This is a genomic window from Caldisericum exile AZM16c01, assembly GCF_000284335.1.
GTDB classification, from domain to species: domain Bacteria; phylum Caldisericota; class Caldisericia; order Caldisericales; family Caldisericaceae; genus Caldisericum; species Caldisericum exile.
Genome location: NC_017096.1, coordinates 38,958 through 52,588, shown reverse-complemented (window position 1 = coordinate 52,588; position 13,631 = coordinate 38,958). Strand labels below are relative to the sequence as shown.

The 13,631-nt window shown below is 35.1% G+C and carries 12 protein-coding genes; 7 read left to right on the top strand and 5 right to left on the bottom strand.

The window, feature by feature from the left end; genetic code table 11:
• Positions 1-14 precede the first annotated feature (14 nt).
• The 7 genes from CSE_RS00220 to CSE_RS08350 all read left to right on the top strand — a co-directional run bounded on the left by CSE_RS00220 (position 15) and on the right by CSE_RS08350 (position 5,182).
• Positions 15-410 (top strand): hypothetical protein, encoded by a 396-nt coding sequence (locus CSE_RS00220; protein ID WP_014452589.1) that lies wholly within the window; start codon positions 15-17, stop codon positions 408-410.
• A gap of 235 nt (positions 411-645) precedes the next feature.
• Positions 646-1,221: a hypothetical protein gene (locus CSE_RS00215; protein WP_014452588.1), complete on the top strand. Its 576-nt coding sequence runs from the start codon at positions 646-648 to the stop codon at positions 1,219-1,221.
• 593 nt (positions 1,222-1,814) lie between these two features.
• Complete coding sequence (locus tag CSE_RS00210; RefSeq protein WP_014452587.1) at positions 1,815-2,114, top strand: hypothetical protein; 300 nt, start codon at positions 1,815-1,817, stop codon at positions 2,112-2,114.
• A gap of 413 nt (positions 2,115-2,527) precedes the next feature.
• Positions 2,528-3,424, top strand: coding sequence for an amidase domain-containing protein (locus CSE_RS00205; protein WP_014452585.1), 897 nt, complete (start codon positions 2,528-2,530; stop codon positions 3,422-3,424).
• A 116-nt stretch (positions 3,425-3,540) separates the two neighbouring features.
• Positions 3,541-3,999 carry a hypothetical protein gene (locus tag CSE_RS00200; protein WP_083836344.1) on the top strand — a complete coding sequence of 153 codons (459 nt, stop codon included), beginning with the start codon at positions 3,541-3,543 and terminating at the stop codon, positions 3,997-3,999.
• A gap of 728 nt (positions 4,000-4,727) precedes the next feature.
• Positions 4,728-4,886 carry a hypothetical protein gene (locus tag CSE_RS08355; RefSeq protein ID WP_156785870.1) on the top strand — a complete coding sequence of 53 codons (159 nt, stop codon included), beginning with the start codon at positions 4,728-4,730 and terminating at the stop codon, positions 4,884-4,886.
• A gap of 146 nt (positions 4,887-5,032) precedes the next feature.
• Positions 5,033-5,182 carry a hypothetical protein gene (locus tag CSE_RS08350; protein ID WP_014452580.1) on the top strand — a complete coding sequence of 50 codons (150 nt, stop codon included), beginning with the start codon at positions 5,033-5,035 and terminating at the stop codon, positions 5,180-5,182.
• Between the two features lie 1,339 nt (positions 5,183-6,521).
• Here CSE_RS08350 and CSE_RS00190 read toward each other — a convergent pair.
• The 5 genes from CSE_RS00190 to CSE_RS00170 all read right to left on the bottom strand — a co-directional run bounded on the left by CSE_RS00190 (position 6,522) and on the right by CSE_RS00170 (position 13,631).
• Positions 6,522-7,940, bottom strand: coding sequence for an IS110 family transposase (locus tag CSE_RS00190; protein WP_014452577.1), 1,419 nt, complete (start codon positions 7,938-7,940; stop codon positions 6,522-6,524).
• 828 nt (positions 7,941-8,768) lie between these two features.
• The gene (locus tag CSE_RS00185; RefSeq protein ID WP_014452576.1) at positions 8,769-9,968 is read right to left on the bottom strand and encodes an MFS transporter; all 1,200 of its coding nucleotides are present in this window, start codon (positions 9,966-9,968) and stop codon (positions 8,769-8,771) included.
• A 16-nt stretch (positions 9,969-9,984) separates the two neighbouring features.
• On the bottom strand, positions 9,985-10,425 hold the full coding sequence (locus tag CSE_RS00180) for a chromate resistance protein ChrB domain-containing protein (protein ID WP_014452575.1): 441 nt from the start codon (positions 10,423-10,425) through the stop codon (positions 9,985-9,987).
• 1,453 nt (positions 10,426-11,878) lie between these two features.
• Positions 11,879-12,883, bottom strand: a complete 1,005-nt coding sequence (locus CSE_RS00175; RefSeq protein ID WP_014452574.1) for a FecCD family ABC transporter permease — start codon at positions 12,881-12,883, stop codon at positions 11,879-11,881.
• The gene (locus CSE_RS00170) at positions 12,873-13,631 is read right to left on the bottom strand and encodes an ABC transporter ATP-binding protein (protein ID WP_014452573.1); all 759 of its coding nucleotides are present in this window, start codon (positions 13,629-13,631) and stop codon (positions 12,873-12,875) included. Before CSE_RS00170 ends, CSE_RS00175 begins: the two co-directional genes overlap by 11 nt.

The following is a 13,631-nucleotide window of genomic DNA, read 5'->3' as shown; positions in this document are numbered from 1 at the left end:
ATTAGGAGGTTAATATGAGAAAATTAATAATCATTGGAGTAATATTAGAATCCATTACCTTGGGGGCATTTGGCTTCCTGAAAGCATACTCACAGGATAAACCTTTCTTTGATATGTTTTCTATTGCAAAAGAATTTTCTTTAAGTAAGGATTCCCTCCTCAATTATAAGAATAAGATAGATAAAGCTCTTGATAAGGTAAAAACCGAGAAATCTCCTTTTGAAAAATATTTTGTGACGATCATATTCTCGAAATATGTAAGCGAGGAGGAACTTGAAAAACTTGTTAAGGAATATTATATTGAAGTACTTGCAATAGAGGGAAAAGTATTGAAAAAGAAACAAATCTTAATGGAACTTTCTTTGTTTCTCCCGAGAACGGAATGCTTTATGACAAAAACCTGCTCTTAGATATGTTACAAAGAAACAATGCAGAATTCAAAGGATTTATTGCTATTGTCGGAAATATCCAAAATAAGGACATGCAAAAACTAAGAAATGATAAATTAGCTTTTTTTAGTTGACCCTTCTGCCGACACTCACTTTGTAAAGAATCCAAAACATGAGAAAACAAACTCGTGGGATGGATATGCACCAAATGTGTTTGCAGAACTTGAGAAGAATAATTTATTGGAGACCTTAGATTATGAATAAAGCAATAATTATTATACTCTTAATTCTAAGAACAATTATAACTCCTTTTTGCAATCTTGCGGGTAGAGGAACTAAAACTATTGATATGAATGAAAGAGCACAACTTGGATTCACAGGAATTTACATAACTGTGTTAGATTATAAAAGAGTTTACCCACCTATTAAAGAAAAAGAACCAGGGACAAAAAAATACATCGCATTTGAGGTGCTGTTAGATGGAAGCAAGGACAGAACAGGAGGACGCTTTGGAAGTTATGTTGGTTGGGATTCGCTAGATTCGTACAATACGTGCGGAATTTATCTGGAAGGAAAAATTGGTAGAAGAGAAATCTATCAACTTAGTCTTTCTCCACCTGAAATAGTTTCCCTTTTTGGAGAAGACCATCCATCTGTAATTGGAATGGGAAAATTAGAAGGAAAAGTAGCTTCAGGATGGGTTATTTTTGAACTACCTGAAAATTTTGAGATTAATAAATTTATCTATTGCTACCATGAATATTCTGATTTAACAAAAATGCTTCTCCCTGAAGCCAAGGTTCAGATAATCTTCGAAAACCCTATAAAATAAAGATTTATTTAAGTAATTAGTTTGAGAGTGCTTAAAGGCACCCTCTTAAGAAAAAAATAGAAAAATTCTTTCAAAAATGTGGAACTTTTTTGGCAGTTTGAAAGTCTTATATATGAGAGGAGAAATTTATGCCTAATCTGAGCGATTCTCCAAATTCTCCCTGTATTTTTCTTTGGTAAAACATAGATTTAATGTATAATTTAAGCACATATTAAAAAAGATAGTGCCTTCACTTAGTGGGTGATAAGGCACTATCATACTACTGAGGTGATATTATGATATTCGCAGGAAAGGAGTAGCGAATACAAAGAAGTAAGACAAAAATGATAAAAAATGCAAGCAACAGAAGAACACGTATGAGATATTCGTAGGAAAAGAGTAACGAAACAAAGGATTAATGGATAGACAGTATTGAGAAAACATCAGATACACTATCAGATAGAGCAGGTCTTGCACTGTTTGCAAGGTACCTTTGTTACCTTGGAAAAGAAAATATATGGGAGTTTGTAGACTTCATAGACAAAAGAAAAAGTTGGGATAAAGGAAGGCGTGCTATCTACCTCAAGCCTTTCATAAACGATAGAGGAGAAACAGTGCTTCCATTTGCAAGAGAAGATAGCGAGAGGATAATCTATACGAACCTTGGTATTGACGAAGAACTTAATGATATCTTCATTAAAGCAGAAAAAGAAGAATACTTCATGGGAGAAACAATCATAGAATCATACCACAATAGAGGTAATGATGAACTTATTAACAGGGCATTGAAAGAGTTTGGGACAGAAGAGATGCCTTTCAAGAGATTTCTTCCGGGGAGCATTCTATTATTCAGTAGTCTTGTCATTCTTTCTCTACGAGTCATTCAAAAGAGATGTAGCAAAGGGTATCATTGACGTAAGAAGTTATCCCACAACATTTAGGAGAATGCTCATCGACAATGCAAATAAGATTATCCACACAGGAAGAAGAATCATTCTCAAAGTCTCTCAGTATATCTATGAAAGACTGAACATCCCATTACTTTGGGAAAGATGTAATAATCCACCTACTATTGCATAGAGACAGGTATAATCAATTTCTCAAATTTTCCTCCCAAAACATTAGGGGCAGGGTAACTATTCTTAAAATACATAAAACACATCAAAATTGCTTAGATTACCATGTGTTTGAATCATCTAAATCAGAGTAAAATGTGAAAGTAGAAAAAATATGCTTAAAAACTTTAAATTTTTCAAAAAAGCACTAAAATTTTTTAGAGTGATAAAAAAATCGCTCAATTTAGGATAAAATTATAAGGGAGAAAAGCGTGAAAAAAATAATTATTGTTTTAGTAATTGTGGCAATGGTATTAAGTTCAATGTTTTTTAATGTCTCAGCGGATGATTATACTATGGGTAAGCAGGAAATTGTAAATTACATTAACTTAAAAGGATTCAATCTAAAGGAAGGCACCTCTGAGTATTTCGATTTTTTAAATAACTTGCTATGGGGTGAGTATAATAAAGATCTGCAAAAATCCACTTATTTCAGAAAAATATTGAAATACGCTGCTTATTATTATGCACATCCAGAGATCCTTTATCCAGAACAATGTAAAAGTTGTCTAAATGATGTTATTGAAACTCATAACACTCAAAGTACTACATGGGTATATAATTCATCTTCTGCAGTGAATTACGCTTATAAGTATTCTATAAACGCCGGATACGGTCAAAATCCAAATTTTCCTGATTTTAGAAACAAGGGGGGAGATTGTACTAATTTTGCAAGTCAAGTGGTAAACGCAGGGAATGTTCCAATTGATGGAAGTGGGACTTGTTCAAGTTATTCAACTTTCACAAAATGGTATGTAAATAAGGCACAGTGGTGGTGTTTGCAATCAAGATGGGCATGGTCTACTTCTTGGTCTGTTGTAGGAGATTTCTATACATATCAAAGTCAATATAAGAATAATGCATTCCCTACGGTATTTGCAATAAGTCAGGCTAATTCTCTGAGGGCTTCCGCTGTTCCAGGAGACGTTATCCAACTTGAAACTGGTGGTAGTAAATGGCATTCAACAATTGTGACCAAAAAGGAAAATGGAGAAATATACTTAACTTATCATTCTGGTCCTAATGGATATGATTGTGTCGACAGTTCCCTACAAGAAATAATTAACAGAAATACTATTGACCACTTTTTTCTTTTGCATTTCCACTAAAGTAAAGGATTGTGATTAAAATGAGCAGAAAATTTCCTATTTTTATTACTATTATCGCCCTTTTTTCTTTAATAATTATATTGTACATTTCCCCCTGTACTGCTAAGGTTGAAAGCGTGAAGGTGCACAATTTAAATAACGATACTGAGGCACTTAATTATTGGTTAAAAGATGCTGAATGGAACTTTAATCCTCAGAAAAAGTATCTCCAGATTTCATATATAGTGTCCATTCAGCCACATTTGCCTTTTTCTTTTCAATTTGAAGAAATAATTTCCAAACCACTAAGAGGCGGCTTTAGTATAATTGCTGTTGAACCTTCAATACCGCATTATGAGAAAGCAGGGCCTTTCAGAGAAAAACGTATATACTTTAATATTGTAGTTGAAAGCTCGAAAGATATGAACCCAGAAGTAGTAATAAGGAACATTACCCTCAAAATACGAGCACATAGATGGGTTAAAAATCCAGAATGGAAAGAGGACCCAGAACGTAAAAGTTCGATTATCTCACGTCCAGGCTGGCCTATTGTAAACGTAGAGGTTCCAAAAAATCTGAACATTGAAATCAACTGATTGGTAGATAATTTATGAAGCACATTTTTTGTGATAATTGTAAAATGTATTTTCGTACATTAAGTTTAATTCTAATTTTAGTATTAGTGCTGTCAGGCTACATTATTTCTAAAAGTAATGTCGAGACAGAAATTGCAGAAACCATAAAAAAAATATAGCTCACAGTTCCCAGATTTTAATTTTATTCGCAAAGCATTTGAAGCTTTTCCTGCAGAAAACAACAGCGAAATAATAAAAGAGGCTAAAAGTGAATTCGCACAGGCGCTGAATCTTACTAAAAGAATAGACAGTGGCGAAAAGCCTTCAAATCTAACCAATCAGCACAGTAACTTAGAAATACTCGCACAAGAAATGAAAGATGCTGTATCAAAAAACGACTGGAGTAAAACGTGGCAATATGCAAAAGAAATTTTGGTTGAGGGGTACTGTATTCTGCCGTTTAATTTACCTGATAACAAATCGGCTGATTTATGCGCCGAAGCCCTGAATAATTACAATACATGCTAGTCTGAATTAGAAAAATTTGAGCAAAAAATTTAGATTACGAAAATAATAACGAAATAGATTTTGAAAGCTGGTTAAACCTCTCATATGTAGTGAATGGGATTGAAGATATTAATGGTAATCTGTTTAAGCAGGTAGAGGAAAAACTGTCATATTATAGAAGTTTAACCGGAGGGAAATTTAGAGAGAACAATACAAAGCTGCAAATTGAAAGAAGTCTGAGTGTGGCACTTTCAGATACACAGATGGCAAAGAATAGTATTGATTACAGAAAAATAATTGTTGACTCAGTAAAGAGAAGGCACTATTCTTCAAAAGATAAAAGGGCAATTCTCTCAAGGAAAGAGCAGAAAAAGAAAGGCAAGCAGTGTCTTCCAGAATAAAAAGCAAAACGTGGGGCAAGAAAATTTACGAATATTCTACTGGAAACTATGAAGACGCAGAAAAATCAGAAAACGATAACTTTTATTCGATTACCCCTGTGAAACATCAAATGTCTTAAATAGTTGCGGCACTTTGAAAAGATTGGATGGAATATCCGGATATAATAAATTATCCAGATAAAAAAGCGCGTGACGTTTCTGCAGAAGAAATTATCAGCAGCTGGAATAATAGCGTAAAAGAGCTAAATAAAATTGATAAACAACTTGCTCAGTACAAAAAGGATGGAAAAAGATAGCTGGTTTATGGTTGTCGACTTCCTTGTTAGAAGGTTCGTTGAAGAGTAAAGGAACCTCGAAGAATTAGGCAATTCTCTTATATGAACATAGGTCCTATGCCTGCGGCTTTTAAAAATAATTTAAAAGTATCTGAAAAATTTAGCAACGAATAATATCAGGAGCTCCTCCATTTCCGCATGACGAAAAGCTCCTGTTTTTATGCACTATGAATTTTGAATATTCCTCCAGAAAAGTAAAAGACAAATAGGATATTCTTCACTTCGTTCAGAAAGACAACTTTTTTGTCACTCTGAGCTGTATTTGCGAAGAGTCTCGGTTTTTGATTTGTATGTTACTATAACAGAGATGCTAAAACAAGTTCGGTATGACAAAATAGAGGTTTTTCGTCCTAAAAAGTGCTCCTCAGAAAGACCGCTTCACTCTGAAATAATTTCAGGTAAATTTTTGGATTGAGGATAGTATATTTTGTTTGCCTAGAAAGGATATAAATGAGATATCGAGCTTACTTCGTCACAACATATCGATGCGATGAAAATTTTTTAAACTTCTTATAAATTTACTGAACTTCTTTGCTTCTCAATCGCATAGTATAAAATTCAAGGAAATATTTTGAAAAATGATGGAACTTTTTTGCAAGCTTTGCATCTTATATATAGAGGCAGAAAATTTTGATGAGCAGAAAGAAAATGAAAAATAGAGATTTTAGTTTGTATATTGCTTGTGATGAGGAAGGTGATGTAGTATGAATGTAGGATGCTGGATGAGAGATGTTGGATTATAAATGTTGAATAAGAAATGAGAAATGTTGAATGAGAAGGGTAAATCGAAAAACACTTGACAGCAAAAAATGGAGATTGGAGTTTGAGAAATTTAGCATAAGCAAAATCCAAAAAAGCATGTATAAGAATTTGTATAGAGTAAAAAGAGTTATCGTATGCTTTCCTCAGAAATTATAAGCTGATTGTGTGGAAAAAACTTTTTTGAAAATTCTTCTCGAAATTCTGGAACTTTTTTGAGAGTTTTTGTATCTAATATACGAAGAAAAAATTAAAAAATATTTTGTAAATCCTTTTAAAAACCTCTTGACAAGAGAGAATATAAATGTAGTAGCTGCAGGAGCAAAATACCTATATTAGAGGGGGACTTACGAACCTCCCCCTCTAACTCCCCCTGAAAGGACAAAAAGATTTTCTTGGGGGGGAGCGCTGAGGGGGTTTTTGCCCCCTCAGATTGAACTAAGGAGATTTCTCACTACGTTCGAAATGTACCGTGTTAAGTCAATACCTTTTCATGAGAATTTTGAAAGTTTTTAGAAAATTGTTTTCCATATAGTAGTTATCAGTATTCTGCAATATTTGGATAGTGGTTTAATGTGTTATCTAATGGTATAGGTATGTTATTGATGGTGGTATTGATCTTTTCCTTCTTCTCTTTCTGTTGTTTTAGAATTTTCATTAATGCTTTCTTTTCTTTTATTCTTTCATGTTCCTTAAGGATCTCTTTTCCCATATCCTCATCTAATCCATATATTGGATCATATGACTTATTGAGCTTCACAATTGAGAATGCCTGTCTTATGAGTTTATTTGCAACTGCAATATGTATGAGTTTCTTCTCCTTTCCCTTAGTGAGGAGTCTATTGTATAGCAATTTGCACTGAGTATTGTATCTTGATGCAGATAGAGATGCCATGTAGAGTAATTGTCTTAGATATGGATTTCCCATCTTTGATATGTTGTATGATGCTCTTTTTACACTCTTGCCAGATTCCTTTATTGATGGTGTAAGTCCTACATATGAGGAAACCTCCTTTGCATCGTTAAATGAATCAAATGTGCCAAAGTATGCAATGATAGCAGAGGCAGTTCTTTTACCTATACCTGGTATACCTGTGAGTCTTATGAATAGTTCTCTGTATTTCTCCTTGTTTTTAATTACATTGTCTATCTTCTTTTCTATCTCTTTTATCTCTTTCTCTAATTCAATTAATACTCTCTTTAGACTCTCTATTGCATCATGAGCATATGAATCTGGATATTGCTCTAATGCCTCTATCTCATTGAGTATTCTTGTCCTTGTTCTTTTGAGTCCTTCAAGGGTTTTAATGAGTATCTTTATCTCAAGTTTATCTTCATATGAGGAATCTAACAAAAATGACCTAAGAGTCTCATACTGTCTTGAGGATATGTTTGATCTATTACTTGAAACTGCCTCATACACATACTGACAGATTGTCTCTGATGCAATTTTATCTGTTGATGCTCTATCAAGGGATTCTTCAGTATACTTTCTTATTACCAATGGATTAATGACATAGATGAAGATGGGTATATTGTATAATCTATCTTCATTTGCTTTATGTTCTCCAATTCCTCTTTTCCACTTAAGCAACTGAAGTGCAAGTCTTGCATGGTATGAACCAGTTGATTCAAAGAGGATATGAACTTCGGTAATAGTAGGAGTATTATCAGTAGTGGTAGTATTAGCAATACTATTGGTAGTACTATTAGTAATACTATTAGTATTGGTATTAGTATCATTTTTCTTTTTGCTTTTCTTTGTACCTTTTTTCGTTTCTTCTAATTTCTTCTCTAATTCAAACTCCTTTTTAATTCTCTTTTCAATTTCTTTTATTAGATCTTCAATACCTTCATCTTTGTTTGAGAAGACACGACTCTTTCTCTTTTTGCCATCAAAGAAAGACACATCGAGTTTCTCTTTTGAAACATCAATACCAATAGCAAGTATTGACTCCATCTATCCAACCTCCTATAATGGTAATAGTTATTTTAGGTATGTGATTATTGAGTTTTCCTCTTGACCTATCATCGTAAATACAGGCTAATGTGCCTAATGTACCAAGTGCAGGTTCTTGAGGAAAAGGGGAAGTGGTTTTAACATTTCGAACGGTTTTAATAAACCAATGACCGGATAAAAATCATCACTTCCCCACATACCTCTAACAATACTTACGATGCACTGTTAAAGAATATGCTCCTCATTCTCACTACCTACACTATTATATACGATGACTAATTACTATCTTTTGGGTGGAGTTGGAGGAGGGTATCCCTCCTCCATTATGAGTCATGTCGAGCGAAGAGAGACATCTCCTCCTTTAATTAGGGGGATTAAAAGCCTCCCCTCTAACTCCCCCCTTAAATGAGGAGATGCCTCAGAAAGTCATTTAGGCATGACAATTAAAAGTCATTCCGAAGGCTTTAGCCTGAGGAATCTCCTCTTTTTAATAGAGGGGGATTTGCGATTCTCCCCCTCTAACTCCCCCTAAACGCAAGGAAAATTTTTAATTTTTGGGTGGATTCGGAGGAAGGTAATTCCCTCATAAAGAGGAGATTGTGGTTTACATCTTCCAGCTTTTTTCCACTTTAAAATGCGTTAAATTAGAGGTATTCCAATTGGTATTTATCACTACTTTACGGTATGATATTATTCTGCTGATACCTAATATTATATCTCGTATTTCTGATAGATGGCTTTAAGTGTGATTTGTAGAATTTTGGATTGGGTAACTTCCCTACATTTTTACCCATTTTTTATCGCTTATTTACATTTTGTTTATTTCAGTTAACTTTCATTCCTATTTTCTTTACCAAATAGCAGGAAAAATAATGTCCCTGTAATGCCAAAGGCGAATGCGGTCATGAAGTTTACCTTTGGGCTAATATTCCATAAAAACCCTGCAGAGAACGCTGCCATTGACACAATAACATCGCGGATAAGATAATATGTGCCAAATGTTGATGCCTTTGCGCTGGGAGGCGCAAGGTCAAGAATCAGAGATTTTCTTGCTGGCTCCCCAAACTCTTTTAATCCTCTTATGATAAAGGCAAAAACAAGCATTTCAAAAGTTCTTGAGTAATATATAAGAAGAGGAAATATTGTAAAAAAGCCAAATGTTATAACCACAAATGGCTTTTTACCGTATCTATCAGCAAGGAATGCTATTGGAATATAAACAACCATTGCAGTTAGCATTTCAATGCCTGTAAGCACACCAAATTGAAGCGCACTGAAGTGCAGGTTGTCAACAACCCAGAGCACAACAAATGCGTAAGGTATCTGTTCTGCAAACCTTATAAGAATGTCAGAGGCAAGCAGTACCCTAAGGTCAGGATTTATGCCGGAAAAAGATTCTTTGAGACCCATCCCTTTGCCCATAATTGCTGGATCTTCCGCCATATATTTTTTTATAAAGAAAATCGACATCAAACCAAGAACAAATGCACATGCAAAAGCGATTTTAACTCCGACTATTTTTCCATACATTCCTATTAAAATTCCACCAAGGATAGGCCCAAGCCCCATAGGTATTCTCCTAACAAGGGAATGTAGCGAAACTCCTATTGTCTGTTTTTCCTTCTTTACTGATTTTGAGACAAGGCTCATAATAGCAGGGAGTGATATTGCACTCCAAGAAATAAAAAATACTGCACCCACAAGCACTGCTTTCCATCCCGGGAAGACTATTACAATAAGATACCCTATCATTGCCATTACAATGAAAGCAATCAATGATTTCTTGTAGCCGATTCTATCGCTAAGATAACCTCCTGGGAAAGAGTAAAGAGCACTTAAAAGGTTATCCATTCCATTTAAAAATGCAACGGATATTGATGAGCCACCAAGGGCAATGATATAAAGAGGCAGGAATCTTTCTGCCATTTTCTCGCCAAGACCTAAGAATACCACCATGATAAGCATAGTGAGCATTGTTTTGTTCAAACCAAGAAAGTCTATTATACCTTTTAATGGGCTTTTTTTCATAGACTCCATGTCAATTTTATTTAACATTCTCTTTTGCTAATTTCAATTTGAAAAATGCGTAAAGGGCATCATAAACTAAAAATTGGTTTTCAAGATTTTCATAATCGTCAGGGAACATAATTGAAAACCCAGAAGCAATTGCCTCAAGCCCTGGTGCATAAGGATTCTTATCAAGATTGCCAGTATCTGCAGCATTTACAATTTCTGCAATTTTATGAAGGACAGGGTCTTTCAATCCGTATTTCTCAATAATTGTAACAAAACTACAGTGTCCGTCTTTGTGACCTAATTCTACACCCTCTGCATCAAATGGAATTGCACCCGTTTCTTCTGCTACACTCTTCACCATTGAAGGTGCCACGAACAAAAACTCTGCGTGAGAATCAATGAATCTTGCGATAAGCCATGGACAGGCAACCCTGTCTACGTGTACATGCGCTCTTGTAACCCATTTCATATTTGCCTCCTTTTGAAAATAAACTCAATTAACAACATCTTTATTTAGTATCCCAAAATTACAAATTTTGTCAATAGGCAAAATATCAGAGACTTCAAAGCCTTTTAAAATTTACCTACTTGTAACTCTTTCAACTTCTCATAAGGAGTAAATCCCTTTATGCCCATGTGAGGTCAACTTGTTGTAGTATTCAACATACTTTTCCAAACATTCCTCCATATCCTCTAAGGTCAAGTAAAAATTCCTACTGTAAAACTCCTATTGAATGGCTTTATGGAATCTTTCCACTTTACCATTCATCTATTTGCGGTCTTCTTTTTCTCATGAGTTTAGGCTTGATGTTATTCTTTAGGCAAAACACATCTAAGATATAAGAATTTATCGCTTCCCTTATGTTAGCGAACTCTAAACCATTGTCCGTCAGGATAGATTGTATTCTAAAGGAAGAGAGTTACATAATCTTCTTTAAGAAAGGCAACTATTTAAAGGAGCCCTTTCTTCCATAAAGTTTAGCATAAGCAACTCTTGCCGCATCATCTGCTGCTGTAAACTGAAATACTCTTCCCTGTCCTTTAAGACTTTCTACATGCTTTACATCTATAGCACTATTTCAAATGGTTTCTTCTTATACCCTAATCCTTTGTAATCTGCACTCTTTCCCAGGAGATTAATTGCCTCTTTTTTTTCTTCTTTAAATGCTTTTAACTTATTTAAATTTCTCCTTTTTAAAACATCGGATATTTAGTGAGGAGAGATAGAAACTACTCTAATTTCCCCAAAAAGTGAGAGACCTTTTTGTAAGAGCTTCTCGGCGTGAACGCATAAAATAATTGCCTTGTTTGAAGGAGTGTTGAGAGGTGGTTTTCCCTCTGATTTAAATGAGGAGATTTCTCAGTTGCTTACGCTCCTTCGAAATGACGCATGATTAGTCGTTCCGAAGCCGAAGGCGAGGAATACCTACTTTAGAGGGGTTTAAAATATCCCCTTCGAACTACCCCTAAAAACAAAAAAGTATTCTTGGTTATTTTGGGTGGAGTTGGAGGAGGGATACCCTCCCCCATTATGAGTCATGTCGATCGAAGCGAGACATCTCCTCCTTTAATTAGGGGGATTAAAAGCCTCCCCTCTAACTCCCCCTGAAAGGCGGAGATTTCTCACATTCGTTCGGGATGACTTCAATTAGAAAGGGGCACATCCCCTTTCTAACTTACCCCTAAGGATAAAAAGATTTTTTATGTTTATGGGGGAGTACTGATGGGGGTATTTTGCCCCCTCAGATTTAAATAAGGACACTCCTCAGAAAGGCTTCTTGGAGTAAAAATTAATTGGTCATGCCGGTTTCTTTAGTCTTTAGAATCTTCTTAGTTAAAGCAGGGGTGTTTAAAAGACACACTTCGAAAAAATTGTTTTTGGATTAATTTAAAAAAGAAATTTTCAATTTTATATTGCCTTTTTACTTCTTTTTTCTTATTAAGGCAACGAATAATGGTGCACCGATGAGACCTGTTAGAATTCCAATTGGGATTTCTGAGGGGAATGCCGTTCGTGAGACTGTATCAATCAATAACAAAAATGCACTCCCAAAAAGCGCAGAGAGAGGCAACACAAACCTATTGTCATATCCTATGACAAATCTTACCATATGGGGAACTATAAGTCCAACCCAACCTATAACACCACCTAAAGACACAACTATAGCGGTTTGAAGCGTTGTTATAACTATAAGGGTGCGTTTAAGCGCCTTTGGATTTTCCCCCAGACTTATCGCCTCTTCTTCACCAAAAGAAAGAATATTTAATTTCCACCCAAAGAAAGAAACAATAACCAAAAATATAAAAAGCATAGGACCAAAGATATAAATATCCCTAAGTGTAATTTGAGCAAGGCTTCCCATAAGCCAGAAAACAATCTGTGGTAACTTTGAAAACGGATCTGCAACATACTTCAAAAACGACGTAAAAGATTGAAAAAGGCTTCCCACAACAAACCCTGCAAGAACAAGGGTGATGCTATCGTTTTTTATTCTTGCGGCACTCAACGTAAGTAAAACTGCAAGAATCCCAAAAGTAAAGGCAAGAGTTTCTACCACTACAACATTATTCGAAATAAGAATTCCCATTGCTGCACCAAACCCTGCACCAGATGAGACACCCAGAATATATGAAGAAACAAGCGGATTATTGAATATCCCTTGGTAAACGGCACCTGTCTGTGAAAGTGTTGCACCAACAAGAAGTGCTGCAATAATTCTCGGAATCCTTACATCAAGAATGACGGACTTTGATACACCTTCAAGTTTACCTACAAAAAATAAAAGTATATCCTTAAAACTTATTTTGAAACGCCCAAGCGCAATAGAAACAATTACAAGTGCTATGTTTACGATAATTGCAAGCAGTAAACTTCCCCAAAATCGACTTTCATTTTTACCGAATATAATATCGTTTTTATTTTGCATAGATGAAAGTTTTTCCGTTTATACTAATCTTTTCGACATCGATTCCGTAAACGTATTTGAGATTTTTCTCACTGAGCACTTCCTCAGGTGTACCAATCTGGACAATTTCACCCCTTTTCATAAGAAGTATGCGGTCAGCAACCGAAAGCGCTTCATTCGGGTCGTGCAAAGTTACAATAATTGTTTTCCCCCTTTTTTCTTTGAGTTCAACAATTTTTTGAAGGACTACAGATGCATTTTTAAAATCAAGGAATGCCGTAGGTTCATCTAAAAGCATTATTTTTGATTCCTGCGCTAATGCCCTTGCAATGAGGACAAGTCTTAATTCTCCGCCACTTATATCCGTATATGGCCTGTCCCTAAGGTGCAGTATCCCCAATTCTTCTAATATTGAAAGCGCAATCCTCTTATCAGATTCCCTTGGAAACATTGAATCCATCTGTGGATTTCTTCCCATTAAAACTACATCGAAAACGGTATATGGTTGATTTGCCCTGTGAATCTGCGGCACCATTGAAACAGTCTTTGCAAGTTCATTATAGGAATAGTGTCTTATATCCTTTCCAAAGATAAGGACAGTTCCACCCTTTGGCTCAAGAATTTTCGATAAAATTTTTAAAAGTGTAGTCTTACCGCTTCCGTTTGGGCCAAGGAGGGCAAGTATTTCGCCCTCCCTAACCTCTATTGAGAGACCTTTGAGTACTTCCGTATCAAAATATCCAAAATTCAGATTCTCAATCTTTATCAT